Below are 18,419 nucleotides of genomic sequence, written 5' to 3'. Positions count from 1 at the left end.
CAGGGTTTAGGCCTTTAGTTAACCGGAACATATTTAAAGCCATTAAATTCCAATATTCGCACGAAAGTATTTACATAACCCCACCGTGAATCTTTCTCGAACCGATAGTCGGTTTGCACTCCCGCATAGGTTTCTTCTAATAAATGTTCGGGATATTCTGGGCCATATTTGGCAAGCATATAGCCAAAGAAGTAACCGGTATCAAAACCCTTATAAGCATACTCCGTTGGTTCAATTTTAAATTGTTCCTTATATTTACGTTGGAAATCTCGAACAGTTCCTTTAGCCGAATTCACATAGAAAGATGTAGATATTTTGGCATTTAGAACCTCCAGGTTAAACGTATCAAAAGAACCCCTACTCCAGCTCGGATGCCCAAATAGGTCAATGTTGACATCTAGCTCATTTTTAAGATCAACGAGCGCTGTTAGAATTGAATTCACCGTATATTTATTCGTGGATCCTACCACAATGATGTTATTTCCAATGAGATTAACCAAGTCACGAATTTGGTCCACATCATTAATTTCCTTAAAGTTTATACCCTTTTCCGAAAAACTTCTTTTCAACGGGCTAAGAAATTCGATACTTTCTTCATCCGCTTTGTTAATCAAAATAATATGATCATCCCGTTTGTATATCTCCTCTATATAGTCGGCTATACCGAAGCTGTGTAAATTGATAGGAGCAATTAAGCTCACTAAATTTGGAGACATGAACTGAGACGGGCTCGTCGCGGCCAAGGGAGATACCTGAAGTGCATAACCTAACTTAGAAGCACTGGAAAATGCAGAAATCTCTTGAGGGAATATCGGTCCGACTATTAAATCAGCAGACTGTACTTCGGGGCTGACTGCAATACGCCTATTTTCTGCTACATTATCTCTAGAATCTAAAACGGTTAACTTGAAATTGTTCCCACGCTGTGTGAGATTATCCATTGCCAGTTTAAATCCTTGATAAAAATCTAAAGGAACCGAAGTTCGCTGTATGTCTTCACGACTCGGCTCACCGGCAATCCGATTCAACTGAAAAGGTAACAGCAAAACTACCGAATTCACTTCAGGCTCAACTCCAACCTCTTCCTCAGTATCTACTGGTTCTTCCGGCTCTATCGGTTCCTCTTTTGGTTCTGGTATTACCGGAGGGGGCGTTGGTTTGAAAATTGAACAACTGCTTAAAAATGCTAACAGTACAAAAACAACAAGTACTCTACTCCCACTCGATCGTAGCTGGTGGTTTTGAACTGATGTCATATACAACTCTGTTGATCCCTTTGACATGATTAATTATTTCATTAGATATTTTCGATAGCAACTCGTAAGGCAAATGTATCCAATCGGCGGTCATTCCGTCTGTAGAGCCCACCGCTCGTAAACAAATCACGTGTTCATAGGTCCTTTCATCACCCATAACCCCTACAGATTGGACTGGGAGGAAAATAGCTCCAGCTTGCCAGACCTGATCGTACCAACCCGATTCCTTTAAGTTGCGAATGTAAATCGCATCTGCTTCCTGTAAAATTCTCACCTTTTCTGCCGTAATATCTCCTAATATACGGATTGCTAAACCAGGACCAGGAAAAGGATGTCGACCCAATATACTAGGATCCATATTCAAAGCTTTACCAACTCTTCTTACCTCGTCTTTAAACAACGTTTTCAACGGCTCAACAACCTTCAGTTTCATAAAATCAGGTAAGCCACCTACATTGTGGTGTGATTTGATCGTCGCTGAAGGACCGTTTACTGAAATAGACTCAATAACGTCAGGGTAAATTGTGCCCTGTCCCAACCATTTCACCGTCTCACCGTCCGCCAATTGACTATCAACCTCATGCGCTGCGTCGTCAAACACATCAATAAACATGCCGCCGATAATTTTCCTTTTTCTCTCTGGATCTTTAACGCCTTCTAACTGCTTATAAAATCTTTCTTTTGCGTCAACACCTTTGATGTTTAGACCCATATGTTTATAAGAATCAAGCACTTGTTCGAATTCATTCTTTCTCAACAATCCATTATCGACGAATACACAATGCAAACGTTCGCCAATTGCCTGATGTAATAACACGGCAGCAACAGAAGAATCAACCCCGCCAGATAAAGCAAGAATCACATGATCATTTCCCAATTCCTTTTTTAGCGTACTAACAGTCTCCTCTACAAAAGCATCCGGTGTCCAATCCTGGCTACATTTGCAAATATTAACTAAGAAATTCTCTAGCAATGTTCTTCCATCCATACTATGGGTGACTTCGGGATGAAACTGAATACCATAAGTCTGTGTACCGTCAACTTGATATGCCGCAACGCGAACATGATTCGTACTCGCTATAATACTAAAATTCGAAGGAAGTTCGGAGATCGTGTCACCGTGTGACATCCATACTTGTGAGTTTGATTGAATATTACTAAAAAGAGGATTGGTATCGTCAACGAACTGTAAGTTAGCTCTACCATATTCCCGAATTTCAGAAGGCGTGACCGTCCCCCCTGAATGACTCGCCATGTACTGAGCTCCATAACACACACCTAATAATGGTAAGCTACCGTGAACGTGTGAAAAATCAAATGCAGGAGCATCCTCCTGATGAACTGAATACGGGCTCCCGGACAAGATAACACCCTTCACATCCGCTCCTATTGCAGGTGGATTGTTAAAGGGATGAATCTCACAATAGACGTTTAACTCCCTTACTCTACGAGCTATTAACTGGGTGTATTGCGACCCGAAATCGAGGATAATAATCTTTTCTTGCATGGGCTCAAAGTTAGGAAATCCTATTGATTCACTTACCATGTCAATACAATTTTTCCGAAATGTTGTCCACTCTCCATATACCGATGTGCCTCTACGACTTGGTCATATGAAAATACACGATCAACAATCGGCCTAAATTGACCATTAATTATTTTTGGCCACACATACTTCTCTACTTCTCGACAAAGAGAGCTTTTAAATTCTATATCACGATTCCTTAGCGTACTCCCCGAAACTGATAGTCGTTTTTGCATCACTCGCATGATATTAAGCGTCACCCGGGCACCGTCGACAGCGTTTATATTGACGAGTCTTCCGTCATCGTGAAGGATGCGTATATTTTTTTCAAAATAAGCACCGCCAATGATATCTAATATGACATCGATTCGCTGACTGTTCAATACATCCTCGAAGTCTTCTTCATTGTAGTTTATTGCTTCGGTAGCACCTAACTCCATACATATCTCACATTTTCTAGCGGATCCAGCTGTAACGTATACGTAACTTCCAAAAATCTGGGCTAATTGTATAGCTGTAATTCCGATTCCACCACTACCACCATGCACTAAAACATGTTCACCAGCCGACAGCCTCCCGCGCTGAAATAAATTATGCCATACCGTTAATACGGTCTCAGGCAATGAAGCAGCCTCAATAAATGAGAGATTGGATGGCTTTCGCATACATAAGCTTTCGTCCACACATATCATACTAGAATACGCTCCGCCACTGACAATAGCACATACTTCGTCGCCGACTTTCCACCGGCTGACGCCATCCCCAACTTTTGTCACAATCCCGCTCAGCTCTAACCCAGGCACATTTTGCACAGTTCCCTCAGGTGCATTATAGTTCCCTCGTCGTTGAAAGATATCGGGCCGGTTGATGCCTGAAGCCATCACTTGAATTAATACTTCTGTTCGCTGACATATTAAGGAGCTTAGCTCAGCAACATATAAAACATCCGCCTCACCCGGTCGGTCATATTGTATTACTTTCATGTGGTATAACTTTCATGTTATTTAAGGTCTGGGAACTTTTGCAATCGGAAATTCAATGAAACCAAAAAATATCTTCCCAACCTATTGTTTCTTGTTTGATAAGTCTCATTCCCATAAACATCGTGACTAAAGCCCGTGTTTTGATTAAACAAATCGTAAGCCTGAATTCGTATTGCTCCTCGATTGTTTTTCAAGAATGTTCTCTCAAAATATGCATTCAACAAGGTTGGGTTAGCGTTAATAAAGTCGCTATACCCATTATTGACGCGTTGCGATATATCAAAGCTGAATGCCCATTTCCCAAAATACGTCTTTCCCCCTACACCGAACATCCACGTACTAGCAACATTATCATGTAGAGAAACGAGTGAATTACTAGTGTGGTTAAGAGTATAGGATCCTCGAAAATCGATATCGAGCCAATCGTCTTGCATCACGGAAGCTTGGAGCCCCTGAGTATACACCAAATATCTTCCTTTGTTTTTTTGAAAATTAATATAGGATATATTATTGGTGTATATCGCCGAACCACTAAAGTTTACATTTAATACCTCTTCAATTAATGAAAGTGAATACAAATAATAGGCATTCGCATCAAAATACCCAGAGGTATTCTGGTAGCTGGTCCATTGCTTTGTAGTATTCGGAACCGATACTCGATTAACGACAATTTTGTCCTTAATATTTTGAAACGTAAGGCTGCTAAAAAAAGAGTTTCCTGATTTAAGTGCAAAACTTCGATACTGCAAGCTTAATTGATTAATGAACTCACTCTTTAATAATGGATTACCAAAAATAATATTTTGCGAATTCGTGCGATCTTGGACTGGTTGTATTTGAGCAAAATCTGGCTGATTGTTCCTTCCCTGATAATGGATAGAAAAATTACTGAATTTATTGATTTTGTAGGCCACCCGCAAGCTGGGAACAAAATTCAGATAATTCTTATTTGTAGCAGTATCTGGACTATGAGTATAATAACCGACGAGCCTTGTTGGTTGTAGTCCAAAGCCTATTGTATAGGTTGTTCGGTCATCATTATATTGAAAATTAAAGCCGGCGCGATTTAGTTGGTACTGATACGCGTAGTCCAATATCGTAGAGTCAGACACCGGCGTATTCGCACCAAAGCTACCTATGTTAAACGTCTTTCTACTATTCTTATATGACGCATAAGTATGTTCATAGTTTATCTCAATAAGACTTTTTTCACCAATCGGCTCAATATAAGAAGCCCGCAAGGAAAAATTCTTCACATCTCGATCATTAAATAGCGACTGACTATACCGTTCTATTCTTCTCAACGGAGCAGCATAACTTGAATCTATATGAACGTTATATTCACTAACACTATTTTCTTTATCATCTTCGCTTAGGTCCCCGTGCACTGTCATACTAAAACGCCGACCCTCTTTTTTAAATCGATGGTTAAAAAACATATCTAGTTCACCTCGAGGAGTAAACGATTCATCAATACTCGAAATTTGTCCAGAAGTGGTCAGAAGTCCGTTTTCAACTGTACTGACTCCATCTGAATCTCCATCATTCGTCTGATAGGTTAGTGTAGGACTAATTTTCAGATAGGTACGATCAGATAATTTAGATTCGACATTCCACGTAAGGCTATGACGATCGTTAACAGAATGTAAGTTGCTGGTCTCTTCGCTGACAATTGCTCCAGATTGAAAATTACTCGTAATATCAGTCGTCCCGTATGTTTCATTAGTCCGGTTTACAAAGACGTAACCACCATACATGGTGATTTTTTCAGAAAGTGTATTTCGGAAATTCATACCCACGGAATTAGTCCTGTTGATTCCATCATCCATTTCTATCATACTGCTTAGATCTGAACTACTACTTTCTCGGCCGCCAGCCCCAGTTATATCACCGAAACTGAATAAGCTCGCATTGGTATTATTTACAGATCCTAAAACGGATAGTTGCTTGTCATTATCAAAACTGTTTGCTGATACACTTCCAATATACCTATGATCGGTACCCAAACCGGTCGTCACCTGACCAAACATTCCGCGATTCCGATCTTCTTTTATTGTAATATTGATGATTTTTTCTGGTGACGAATTTTTTATTCCAGTAAAATTAGCTTGATCGCCATAATCGTCTATTATTTGAACATTCTCAATGATTTCAGCGGGTAAATTCCTTGTCGCAGTTAACACATCACCACCAAAAAACTCTTTATTGTTAACTTTTATACGTGAGACTGGAACACCGTGGGCAACCACTCTCCCGGATCGTTTTACTTCAACACCTTGCAGTTTTTTTAATAGCTCCTCTAATAACGCACCCTCTCCGTATTGGTAGGCTGCCGCATTATACTGAACAGTATCTCCTCTTATCTCTATGGGAACCGCGAATACTACAACCTCCTTTAAAATATTCCGCTGTGGCTGTAATATAACGGTTATTAGTTGGTTAGTTAGGTATAATGGATTCACCCTGTAAAAATTGTCTTGCAGTTGAAAACCAAATAAGCTAAAGACTAAACGAAATTCAGAGGAAGTTACACGATCAAAATAAAACGTTCCATCCGCATCAGTAGTTGTAGTTAATGTATCAGAAACCGATACTAGTCTGACTGTTACCCCATCTAAGTTCACATTCGCGGTATCCTGTACAGTTCCACTAACCGATCTCGTTTGCTGACCATAGCTCAGAAACGACAAAGAGATTAAAAAGAAACATATACTGAAACGCATAAAGAGTATCAAAAATTAGGTCAAGATTTCATCATATGGTAAAAATATTTAGCGTTATCGAATTTGTCGAAATATAGAACTTTCTTTGTTCTAATACAAAAGAAAAGGGTCGTCATTCGAAAATAACGCCCCTTTTCTTTTGTATTAGGTATTGCTGATTACTCTTCCTCGTAAGCAACCTTTTGTACATGTTTATCAATTTCCCAGCGACCAGTCCCTTCTTCGCCGATGACATCAAACATCTCCAAAATTCGTCTTGCAACGTATTCTTCTTCAATTTGCTCTTCTAAGAACCATTGTAAGAATTGAAACGTCACGTAATCTTTGGATTTCATGCATTTGTCAGCAATATTATTCAGCTGTTGTGTTACATGCATCTCCTGTTCCAAAGCCGATTCAAATACAGACCTAAATGACTCAAAGTCGTTAGGAATATTTTTTATTTCTGGCGAGACAGCTCTACCTCCGCGATCATTAACATATTTGAAAATCTTCAACATATGTTGCCTTTCTTCGGCAGACTGTCTTTCAAAAAAACCAGAGCTAAAGTCCAAGCCTTGATCATCACACCATGAGGACATAGCTAGATAAACCGATGAAGAATGGGCCTCTAGTTGGATCTGCTCATTCAATAAATTTTCTATATCTTCTCGAAGTGACGTTTTTAAACGAAGTAAATCTTTCATGATTGCTATTTATTAACTACAACACTACATCGTGTTTGTATAGTACAAAAATAACAAACAACAAGCTAATTTGTTAACTATAAACGTAATACAAATTCAATCTAATTAAGAAAACGCTTGTTTTTACATTCTACTGATTCGCATGAAGATGCTGATCAACCAAAGGACAAGTAAATGGTGTGCTGAAACATTCGTGAATCACGCTGTTCAACTCAATCATAAACTTCGCAGCAGCCAAGAGTTCTTTCAGCTGTATAAGCTCTAATGTATTCAAAAGGAGAAACCGTTTCGTTCGAAACGAATGAATAATGACAACGTCAGACCGACTTGTAGAGTCGTTTAAGAGAGAAACAATATCAATGGCGTCTATTTCCTTTTTGAAACAAAGGAAATCGGATACTGTAAGCGCGAACTGTTCGCCTCTAAACTTGAGACAATAGCAATTATTAAAACTACACTGGTAGAATTCACCAATATCCGACTTATATAATTCTTCTAGTTGATTAAACTGGATGCACATATATTCCCATTATCTGGGTGCGAATATATAGTTTATTTGTAATGAGTCCAAATAAAAATCTATATTATTCCATATAAAGATCCACCTGCGGCTCCCAGTTTATCAATCCGGCTTTCAACAACCGGATCTTTTATCAACTCAGGGGCGTGATGAGGTTTCCTTCGTGCATCAATGATTACCGGGCCATGACAACCCCAATGCTTATGCTCTGTAAAACTATCGACACCGTATATATCATGAGAAGGGTTACTTCGAGTAAAAGTTACCCAAACAAAATTATTTACATTTTCGGCCACAAAATCTGCGTTGTCACACAATACAATTAGAGTGATGCCTCTTAATATAGACATCTTATCCTTCAAAATATCAGCGTAAGCACTGATATTCGTCTCTGCGTCTTCATAACTTGTGAATGGGACAGTCTCTACCGCCAGAACGCCGGGCATGACGAACCTGGAATCACTAAAGCCTCTAATCGTCGGGAAGTCTCCAGGAAGTTCGATGGTCAATTCTCGTTTTTTATCGCCAACGCCCGCTATAACGACTTTAGATCCGGAATTTAACCCATCACCGGTGTAATCAAGTGTATCAATTGTTGTCCTTGTTTGAAAATGTAAGTCTCTTGTCGGGTCTATCCTTTCCAAAATGTGTTGAAAGAACGCCGGAACATCGTGAATATCCAAACTAGGATTATCGTCATAGGAAGAAATAAAAAGAAACTTGGCTAAACTCAATTGATTCTTGCCCAATATTTGATTCGCTATCGTTAATGTTTCCTGTGGGCGTTTTTCTTTTAGATACGGGGTATAACGCTCACTTCCAATCGCAAAAAGCAATGGGTGCACACCAGCTGCATCGACAGCGTGGACCGCACGTAGCCCGTCAATCTCTTTTGGTATCGCCGAACCGGTTATTTCATGGATTAGCGCTCCAAAGCTGGTATCTTCCTGGGGCGGTCTACCTACTACCGTGAATGACCAGATCGGATTTTTCTTATGATAGACATTATGCACTTTCATAACCGGAAAAGGATGAACTAAGCTGTAGTAACCCAGGTGATCCCCAAAAGGCCCTTCCGGCTTATTGTCGTTGGGATACACGGTGCCAGTAATTACGAAGTCGGCATCAGCAGATATACAGAAACCATCCTCATCATAGAAATACCGAAACCTCCTATTCCCTAATACGCCAGCAAAGGTTAATTCAGGCAACCCTTCAGGAAGCGGCATAACCGCCGCCAATGGGTGAGCGGGGGGACCACCGACAAAAACACTCACTTTTAATGGCTTTCCAAGTCGATTAGCTTTCGTCTGATGAACACCGATGCCGCGGTGCAATTGATAATGTAGGCCAATCTCCTCATTAGGAATATAATCATTGCCACCCAGTTGAATGCGATACATTCCGAGGTTAGCATTCATTGGACCTGGCCTTCCAACATCTTCGGTATAAACTTGCGGCATCGTCACAAATGCTCCTCCATCATCAGGCCAGTTAACAATTTGAGGCAATTTATCGATTTGTGTTTTGCCGAATAAAATCGGTGCTTTAGATCGATATTTCAATGGAAGTGCGCCAAGAGCTACTCCTAGTGAACGTAATGATTTAAAGGGAGACTTTACGCCTTTCAACGGTTCAGATCGCAATTCCACCAAGTGTTTAACATGTTCCAAGGTGTCGCGAAAAAGATAGCGTGAACGCTCAATCGTTCCAAATAAATTAGACACTGCAGGAAAGTCGCTTCCCTTGATGTTCTCAAAGAAAAGTGCCGGGCCTTGATTCTCATATACTCGCACGTGGATAGCTGCCATCTCCAAAAATGGATCAACCTCTTCTTTTATTCGAATTAGGTGCCCATTTTTCTCTAAATCCTGAACACAGGCCTCTAAGCTTTTATACGCCATGTTTACCTTTTAAATAAGGGTAAAGATAACCTAAATAAAACTGCAAAGAAATTATATTCGTGATGTTTTTACGCCAAATTTTTGAAGAAAAGAAACCCCTTCGTCCTCCAAAAGGCCCTTATATTCTGCGTACGAATGTCGGTAAAACACTTGCACGATTCCTGCTGAATAAATTAAACGTGCACAAGGTAAACAAGGCGATAAGGTAGTATAAAGTGTGGCACCATCTAGATATGCTCCATTTTTAACTGCATACAAGATTGCATTTTGTTCAGCATGCAGTGCCAGAGAGCAGCTCCCCTTACTATCCCTAGCACATCCTTTATCCGGCCACTCTTCATCACAGTTATGGGTGCCTGACGGAGGTCCATTATAACCGATCGATATAATCCGCGTATCTTTAGAAAGAACTGCACCAACTTGAGCTTTGATGCAGTGTGATCTTTTCGATAGCTCTTCAGCCAGATTCATAAAAATTTTGTCAAAGCTCGGCTTAATCATGATGAGGCTCTTTCATGTTTAAGCTGAGAAATAAGCGCGCGTGGTCTTACCCTCAACCCAGTTCATAAATGCTCTATTAACAACTTTGTTTCCACCGGCGGTTGGGTAGTCCCCTGAGAAATACCAATCTCCACGATGATCTGGGCATGCTACATGAAGATTTTCGAGCGTTTGGTATATGACATCAACTTCTGCATTGATATCGTGAGGTGTAATGATACGAGCTATCTCTTTCGAGATTTCATCATAAGTGAAGGGTTCGTATATTTCTTTTACATGATTGATGACCTCTTCTTTCTCCTGGCTTAACGAAAGAATACATTTATGATAAACTTCTTCGATGATATTGCCCATACCACGTTGTCTCAATAATGAAATAGCTGCCTCAAATGCAACGAATTCGCCCATTCTAGACATATCAATACCATAGCAATCGGGATATCGTATTTGAGGCGCAGAAGAAACAATGATAATTTTCTTCGGTGATAAACGATCAAGGATCTTAAGGATACTTTGTCTCAAGGTCGTTCCCCGTACAATCGAGTCGTCAATCGCTACAATGGTGTCTTCATGCGGTTTCACCACCTCGTACGTAGTATCATAAACGTGAGCGACCATATCCTGCCGGTCGGCATCTTGAGTAATGAACGTTCGCAGCTTAGCATCTTTTATCACAAGCTTTTCAAAGCGCGGAGAGATATTGAGCATCTCGCTCATCTCATCATCAGATATTTTATCTGAACGACGTAACAGTTTTCTTCCCTGCAACTCTTTCACATATTTATTCACACCGTCATGAAGTCCATAATAAGCGATCTCGGCTGTATTTGGAATAAAAGCAAAAACTGTCTTTTTTATATTATAATCAATTGACTTAAGTACCGAGTCACAAAGCAATTGACCTAGCATTTTCCGCTCCTTATAAATACTCGCATCACTGCCTCTTGAAAAATATATCCTCTCGAATGAGCATGCTTTCTTTTCAGTAGGAGTAATAAACTGCTCTAAACTAACACGTCCATCTCTTTTAATGATCAATGCATGACCGGGATCTATCTCTTTAACTTCATCGATTGGAATGTTAAAGGCTGTCTGAATAGCTGGTCGCTCAGATGTTACTACGACAACTTCATCGTCTTGATAGTAATACGCCGGACGGATCCCAGCCGGATCGCGCATCACAAAAGCATCTCCATGTCCAAAAATACCATTAATTGCATACCCCCCATCCCATGTCTTCGCCGACCGTCTTAAAATATTAGCGACGTCCAAGTTTTGTGCAATTAGCTCACTAATTTCAACATTCGAATAGCCCTGCTTTTTAAACTGATCAAAGAGTGCATTATTTTCCGTATCCAAAAAATGACCTATTTTCTCCAAAACAGTAACTGTATCCACCTGTTCTTTGGGATGTTGACCGAGTTCGAATAACTGCTCCAATAGCTCGTCCACATTCGTCATATTAAAATTGCCAGCGATAACAAGATTTCTAGTTTTCCAGTTATTTTGACGCAAAAACGGATGACAATTCTCCAGACTATTATTACTTTGAGTAGAATAACGCAAATGCCCCATGAGTACTTCACCGGTGAAACTCATATTCTCTTTTAGCCACTGGCTGTCTAAAAACTCCTCTGGGTTCGACTTTTGGACAACTGCAAATTTCCGTTGCACATACTCGAATATCTCAGATATCGCGTTTTTACCTAATGCTCGATACCGGCTTATATAACGATGGCCGGGCTTAACATCTAGTTTGATCGTAGCAATACCAGCTCCATCTTGTCCTCTGTTGTGTTGTTTTTCCATCAAAAGGTACAGCTTATTAAGGCCGTAGAGGGAAGTTCCGTATTTCTCTTGATAAAAGGATAGTGGTTTTAGAAGACGAATTAGTGCGATTCCGCATTCGTGTTTGATTGAGTCACTCATAGCATCAATTGAAGTGCAAAATTAAGTATTTATTAACGCCTAGAAAAGTATTATTTAATAACAACCGCAATAAAAATAAAAAGAGCCATTTCAACACTGTGAAATGGCTCTTTTTATTTTTCGCTTAGCAATGTCTACTGAATACCAAGTTTCGTTTTAACAAGGTCAGTAATGTCTTCTCCGCCTTCAAAATAAACTAAGGCCTGATTTTGGGTATCAAACACATAAGCATAACCTTGCTCCTTTGCAACGGCAGCAATGGCAGCCTGTGCTTTCGCTAAAATTGGCTTAAATAACTCTTCTCTTTTTTGAGCCAATTCCTGTTGTGCCTTTTGATCCAATTCGCCAATGCGTTGCTCAATTGCTTGAATTTCTTGATTTAACCCTTCTAATTCCTTTCCTAAAACTTCTTGATTCTCCTCGTTCAATGTCTGATATTTTTCTTGAAAAGTTGCAATCTTAGCCTGACGCTCTTTGTCTACCGCCTCAAGCTCTCCCAATTTCGTCTTACGGAATGCTTCAAAAGACTCGTCAGCTGCTGTCACCTCTGGCATCGCCTGCAACACTTCATTTGAGTTAATATGCGCTACCTTCTGCTGAGCACTTACTGCTCCTATCGTACAAAAAAATACGGCAACTATAGCTATCGCTTTTACTACATTTTTCATCTTCAAATTGTCTGTTTTTTTAGTTTAATTGTTTTTCTTATTTATTCTATTTCGGTTAATAACCAAGTTGTTTTATAACATCATCGCTGCGATCCAACTTCGGATTTGAATACAAGAAGGATTCGGTTCCTTTATCTAAAATAAGATCCAAACCTTGTCGTTCAGCGATTGCCTGAATAGCTTTTTCCACTCGTTCTTCAATAGGTTTTAGTAGTCGTTCACGTTCCCTGAACAAATCGCCTTCCAATCCGAATCTGGAGCGCTGCAGCTCTCTCACTTCCTTTTCCTTATTGACAATTATATCTTCTCTCCGGCGACGCATCTGTTCACTCATATTCGCTTGATCTTCCTGGTATGCTTGATACATCTCTTCTATTTCTGCATACTGCGCGTCTACGTCGTTCTGCCACTTAACTGACAGTTCATCCAATTGCTTTAGTGCAGCAGTATACTCAGGAATGCGCTGAAAAATATACTCGCTGTCAACATAGGCAAAACGTTGAGCGAATGTAAATGACGATACTGCCATTAACAATATAATAATCCAAATCTTCTTATTTCTCATAATTTATCCTTCCCCATAATAAGCAATGAAAGCAAAAGTAATGCTATTTTTTCTAAATTCTTGTTAATAAATGTTAATAAAATTCTGACAACAACAACGATCGTTCTATAAGTTGTCATTCGATCGCGCCAACTTAACTCTGCAAAGACCATAGTGACATTACGATTCACATAACATCACTACGGTCTATATGCCAGATAGTTTTTGGATATTTTAATAACCCGAATTTTGCTGACTTTTCAAACCGGGATTAGCTTTTATTTCCGAATCAGCAATCGGCAATATGGTTTTGAAAAAGCTCCGGTCGATCGTTTTCTCTCGGTGTGCTACCGGTACTCCTTGAAAATCATCGTTAAAAGTAATCGATTTATCAAGGCGAATCATATCAAAGAATCGGTGTCCCTCGGCAAAAAGCTCTTTGCTGCGTTCTTCCAAAATCATATCGATCGTAATAGAGCCCGCTGTTGCCGGTGCCAGATTAGGAGATCTCTTACGGATCTCATTTAAATATTCCGCAGCTAAACTTTTATTAGTATGAAATGCAGCTTCGGCGGCAATTAAATAAATCTCTGATAGACGGATTACCTTAATATTTACAGCAGTTGCCGTAGCTTTGCCATCTCCGTCAAGGTTCACACTACCGCTATATTTGTAACATGCCCCCAAACGATCTTCCCCACTCTCATCGTAACTCATTACCCCCCATCGTACATCATCCATATCTGCGCCGAGGCGATCAAGAAAATAGTCGCTTGCCATAAACCAGCCCATTGCACTACTGGAGCCATGGCCTTTTCTCCGTAAGTAAAAACTAAGAGATGCCGTCCCTAGGTCACCTTCACTTGGATACATCGCTAGTTCGAATATAGATTCAGAACCAAATTGCTCAGTCCATGAAGCCACCCATTCGCCATTTTCATAAAGCTCATAAGGTCCCTCATTGATCACTGTTTGTGCTGCTGAGAGTGCCGCAGTATAATCCTCCATGTATAGATATACTCGCGCCTGTAATGCAAGATTTGCATAATAATTCAGATAGCCGTTTGATTTAGATGTCGATAACAATGGCTCTGCTGCCTTTAAATCAGAAATAATTTGCGTGTAATTCTCTTCAACGCTCGCTCGAAGCGGCTGGGCAGAAGCGTCTAAAGGTTCAGTAACATTCGGCACTCCATAAGCTGACTTATCATCACTATAAGCTTTACCGTACAAGCGAACAAGATCAAAATACATCAAAGCACGAGCCGTAAGTGCCTGTCCTTTATAGTCACTGAAGTCATATTCAGTGCCCTCTGCTTCTAAACTTTCTATACTTGCTAAAAGACTATTAGCTTGCAATATGCAATGATACATCTGGATCCAAAACCCCGAATAGCTACCACTCGAAGCAGAATGGTTGAATGTATATAGCCCATCCAGTCCACGACCTGCCGAGTAAATAGTCAAATCACCACCCTTGGCATCACCATACATTATAAAGTTGCGACCATAATAGTCAAAGTCGGTCATCTTACTCATGAGTCCGTTTATCATTACCTCTGCATCGGCAGGAGTCAAAACTGACGTCTCTGAATCTCCAGAATTACTAGGTTCTACATCTAAAAAACCTTCACATGACGACAGGCTTGATACCAGCAGAGCTAGCATTAGTATATTAAATATTCTTATTTTCATGACTATTTTCTTTAAAAACTAAATTCAACACCAAACGTGTATGTTTTTCCAAACGGTGTTTCCCATCCACGCGTGCCATATTGATTTACCTCCGGATCAGCTATTTTATACTTCGAAAAAGTTAATAAATTTGTGCCATTTGCGTACACTCTAACATTCGACACACCGATTCTATTTATCAAACGACTCGGTAGGTTATATGCTAAACTTAAATTCTTTAATCGCAAATAACTAGCATCAAACATCTGTCTACTACTATATTGTATAGCGTCCGTCAAGTCATTTCCGTCAATTTTTGGCAGACTACCATTCGGATTTGACTCGGTCCACATGTTATCGTAATAGTTTTGCGAACGTATACGCTCCCAGTAGTAACCATCATCAGCAACATCTCGGTTAGCCCCATCATAGATATAGCCTCCCACTTTATAATTGAAGTTAATACTCAAAGCAAAATTCTTATAAACCAGATCCGTATTCAATCCACCGTATACATCCGGAAGGGCACTACCCAAAATTACATCTTGGGCGTTTCCATAATCATAACTAGCACCTCTTCCGTTGAACATAAAGTCGCCTCCAGGATTCGACGGATCGTTCACATACCAAACATTCCTGCCGTTTTCAGGATCTACACCCGCCCACTCATAACCGTAGAAAGATAATACAGGCTCTCCTTCGCGGTAAATATACTGGGCTCGGGAATCGCTTCCCGTTGGATCCCACCAGACAATATCCTGAGCACCCTCGCCTTCCGGGCTATACAGTTTCGTGATTTTTGATTTAATGAATGAGCCATTTACACTAGCACTCCAACGAAAATCCTCGTTACGAATAATATCACCACCAAGCTCGAGCTCGATACCACGATTATTCATTTCTCCAACATTCTTCAACGTGCTACCAAAGCCCGTAACTCGTGAAATCGGAACGTTTTGTAATAAATCTCTGGAGTCGCGATTAAAATATTCTATCGTACCATAAATTCGCTGGTCTAACAATCCAAATTCCAGCCCGAGGTTAAACGTGTAGTTGGTTTCCCAAGTTAAATTTGCATCTGCAATTGTACTTATACCACCACCAGCTTGCTCCATATATTTAGAAGTATATGAAGTCATAGACCGCCATCCATAGTTTGAAGATGGCAATGTACCGTTGACTCCATAAGAGGCTCTCAGTCTAAGATCACTCAGATAGTCAACATCCTGCAAAAAAGCTTCTCGGCTCAACCGCCATGATCCGGCGACCGACCAGAAGTTACCCCAGCGAGTATCTGGACCAAGTCTAGATGAACCATCGCGACGAAACGACGCAGAAGCTAAATACTTTTGGTCATAATTATACTCTGCTCTCGATAGGACAGACAGCATATTACCGCCCCAAAAATATGCACTCGCAGTCGTTTCTCCAGCAGTTGCAACTGTATGCAAAGCACTGGAAGGAAGATCTGTCCCTGACGCTCTTGAAAAATCAGTTTGATTTTTTTCTGCTTCAAAACCAACCAAGAGGTTCAAACCATGCAGGCCAAATTGCTTATCATAGGTCAAGGTATTTGAAGAAACAATTTTCTTAATATTCGTACTCAGTTCAGATACGGAGCCATTTGTATTCGAACCATTATAATGAACAGCACTATAATAGATATGATCTTTAACTTCAGACTCATCATAAGAAAATACAGTCTTAAAATTAAGCTCAGGCAGCAACTGAATATTCAATGTTTCAATGGCGGAAACACGAAAAGTCTTCGATGTATTTTCCCACTCGTCATCATAAAAGACATTGTTCTGAGCGTAACTCCCATAACGAGCCATCCATGGGTCTCCAGTCATATAATCCGTTGGCCAGTATAATGGCCAAAGTAGATTTCGAGTTTGCATAAAATAATTAGAACTCGTATTCCTCGTATCGTTAAAACCTTCTTGCTCAGTCCTAGCGATATTAATATTAGATGAAAACTCAACATAATCACCTATTTTTTGAGAGAGGTTCACACGACCTGTAATCCGGTCAAATGCATTCACCTTAATACGACTTTCATTTTTACTATATGATAAAGATGAATAATACTTTGTTTTATCGGTTCCTCCACTCACAGAAAGGTCGTTAGTCTGGTACATCCCGGTGCGGAAGAGAGCATCATCCCAGTCATAATACCGTCCTTCCCTATTGACAATTCCATCAGTCATTCCCAAGATATTCACATTATCGTAAAGGCCCGTACCTGCTGTTTCAAAATAGTAGCCATGTTTGTTGAATTTGCCATTCAATCTTCGTAATGCATCACTATTGGCATCTGCATCCGATTCACCATTAGATGTGTTATAATCATGAAAAACCATGTATAACATATTTACCTGTTCTTGTACCCCAGCAGGTTCATAATTATCAGTAGCCCATGAAGGTGTAAAGCCTACCGATGATCTAAAGTTGATAGTTGGTGTTCCTAGCTTCCCTTTTTTTGTATTGATAAGGATAACCCCATTAGCTGCTCGCGATCCATACAATGAAGACGCAGCAGCATCTTTCAAAACGGTTATAGATTCAATGTCCGCCGGGTTAATTGAATTCATTATATTATTGGTCGTATAGATATAGCTACCTAATTGACCACTACTTCCAGATACCATTGGCACACCGTCGATCACATACAAAGGCTCATTAGATGCGTTCATCGAACCAATTCCCCGAACACGAATACTCGATACAGAACCAGCTTGCCCCGATGAATTTGTAACCTGCATCCCGGGAACCTTTCCGATTAGTGCGCTTTCAAATGATGTATACGGAGCGTCTTTAATATCTTCTTGGTCTACGGTAGATGCCGATCCTGTAAAGGTGCCCCTAGTTGATGTACCATAGGCAACAATAATAACATCATCCAGTGCTTGATCAGAAATTTCGAGGACAACGTTAACAACATTTCGACCATTGACACTTATCTCTTGGCTGTGATAACCAACGGAAGAAATTACGAGAACAGCGTTATCAGGAACATCTGTTAAGACAAAGCGACCTTCCGCATCCGTAGAAAGTCCTTGTGTTGTTCCTTTTATTTGCACACTTGCTATAAGTGGATCTCCATTTGCAGCGGTCACGGTCCCCGTAACTTGTGACTGCGCAAAAACAGCAATCGGAATAAAGAAACTAAGAGTAAATAAGAGTAGTCTTTGCATCATATTTTAGATCAATTTAACAAAGGGTTAGCACCAAAGCCCTCAAGGCTTTTGAAATAATGCCTAAAGTACGAAATTATAACCTTAAATAATAAAGAAATTCAGAAAAGTATTAACTTTAAAACAAGGTACACTTGTTCTCCTCCCAAGCTAATTCGCTGAACACTTTACCTACATTGTATCCGCATTTTTCCTATAAAAATGCGGATACAATGCGGATACAATCCATCAACAATCCGCTCGCACATGATCCAAAATAAAAAGGAGGTTGCACCATGATACAACCTCCTTTTTATTTTTAAGCACTTC

At 40.1% G+C, this 18,419-nt stretch carries 13 protein-coding genes; all 13 read right to left on the bottom strand.

What is annotated here, in order from left to right; all coding sequences use genetic code 11:
* Positions 1 to 14: 14 nt before the first annotated feature.
* Positions 15 to 1,256 (bottom strand): ABC transporter substrate-binding protein, encoded by a 1,242-nt coding sequence (locus WKR92_RS10135; RefSeq protein ID WP_375557714.1) that lies wholly within the window; start codon positions 1,254 to 1,256, stop codon positions 15 to 17.
* Positions 1,213 to 2,763: a glutamine-hydrolyzing GMP synthase gene (gene guaA / locus WKR92_RS10130; RefSeq protein WP_375557972.1), complete on the bottom strand. Its 1,551-nt coding sequence runs from the start codon at positions 2,761 to 2,763 to the stop codon at positions 1,213 to 1,215. The genes WKR92_RS10135 and guaA overlap by 44 nt, the downstream gene beginning before the upstream one ends.
* Positions 2,764 to 2,795: 32 nt before the next feature.
* On the bottom strand, positions 2,796 to 3,764 hold the full coding sequence (locus tag WKR92_RS10125) for an NAD(P)H-quinone oxidoreductase (protein WP_375557713.1): 969 nt from the start codon (positions 3,762 to 3,764) through the stop codon (positions 2,796 to 2,798).
* 17 nt (positions 3,765 to 3,781) lie between these two features.
* The gene (locus tag WKR92_RS10120; protein ID WP_375557712.1) at positions 3,782 to 6,487 is read right to left on the bottom strand and encodes an outer membrane beta-barrel protein; all 2,706 of its coding nucleotides are present in this window, start codon (positions 6,485 to 6,487) and stop codon (positions 3,782 to 3,784) included.
* A 158-nt stretch (positions 6,488 to 6,645) separates the two neighbouring features.
* On the bottom strand, positions 6,646 to 7,173 hold the full coding sequence (locus WKR92_RS10115; protein WP_375557711.1) for a ferritin: 528 nt from the start codon (positions 7,171 to 7,173) through the stop codon (positions 6,646 to 6,648).
* Positions 7,174 to 7,303: 130 nt separating this feature from the next.
* Positions 7,304 to 7,693, bottom strand: coding sequence for a DUF6686 family protein (locus WKR92_RS10110; protein WP_375557710.1), 390 nt, complete (start codon positions 7,691 to 7,693; stop codon positions 7,304 to 7,306).
* A gap of 59 nt (positions 7,694 to 7,752) precedes the next feature.
* Positions 7,753 to 9,597, bottom strand: coding sequence for a UbiD family decarboxylase (locus tag WKR92_RS10105; RefSeq protein ID WP_375557709.1), 1,845 nt, complete (start codon positions 9,595 to 9,597; stop codon positions 7,753 to 7,755).
* 51 nt (positions 9,598 to 9,648) lie between these two features.
* A complete protein-coding gene (locus WKR92_RS10100; protein ID WP_375557708.1) occupies positions 9,649 to 10,098 on the bottom strand; it encodes a deoxycytidylate deaminase in 450 nt (149 codons plus the stop codon).
* Between the two features lie 18 nt (positions 10,099 to 10,116).
* Positions 10,117 to 12,027, bottom strand: coding sequence for an amidophosphoribosyltransferase (locus WKR92_RS10095; protein WP_375557707.1), 1,911 nt, complete (start codon positions 12,025 to 12,027; stop codon positions 10,117 to 10,119).
* Positions 12,028 to 12,161: 134 nt separating this feature from the next.
* Positions 12,162 to 12,695: an OmpH/Skp family outer membrane protein gene (locus WKR92_RS10090; RefSeq protein ID WP_375557706.1), complete on the bottom strand. Its 534-nt coding sequence runs from the start codon at positions 12,693 to 12,695 to the stop codon at positions 12,162 to 12,164.
* Positions 12,696 to 12,750: 55 nt separating this feature from the next.
* Positions 12,751 to 13,260, bottom strand: a complete 510-nt coding sequence (locus WKR92_RS10085) for an OmpH/Skp family outer membrane protein (RefSeq protein WP_375557705.1) — start codon at positions 13,258 to 13,260, stop codon at positions 12,751 to 12,753.
* Between the two features lie 213 nt (positions 13,261 to 13,473).
* Complete coding sequence (locus WKR92_RS10080; RefSeq protein ID WP_375557704.1) at positions 13,474 to 14,934, bottom strand: RagB/SusD family nutrient uptake outer membrane protein; 1,461 nt, start codon at positions 14,932 to 14,934, stop codon at positions 13,474 to 13,476.
* An 11-nt stretch (positions 14,935 to 14,945) separates the two neighbouring features.
* Entirely contained in the window at positions 14,946 to 18,113 is a 3,168-nt protein-coding gene (locus WKR92_RS10075; protein ID WP_375557703.1) for a SusC/RagA family TonB-linked outer membrane protein, read from the bottom strand.
* Positions 18,114 to 18,419: the final 306 nt, after the last annotated feature.

Source organism: Albibacterium profundi (genome assembly GCF_042159835.1).
GTDB classification, from domain to species: domain Bacteria; phylum Bacteroidota; class Bacteroidia; order Sphingobacteriales; family Sphingobacteriaceae; genus Albibacterium; species Albibacterium profundi.
The sequence above is the reverse complement of the archived record's forward strand: the minus strand, read 5'-3'. Positions and strand labels throughout refer to the sequence as shown.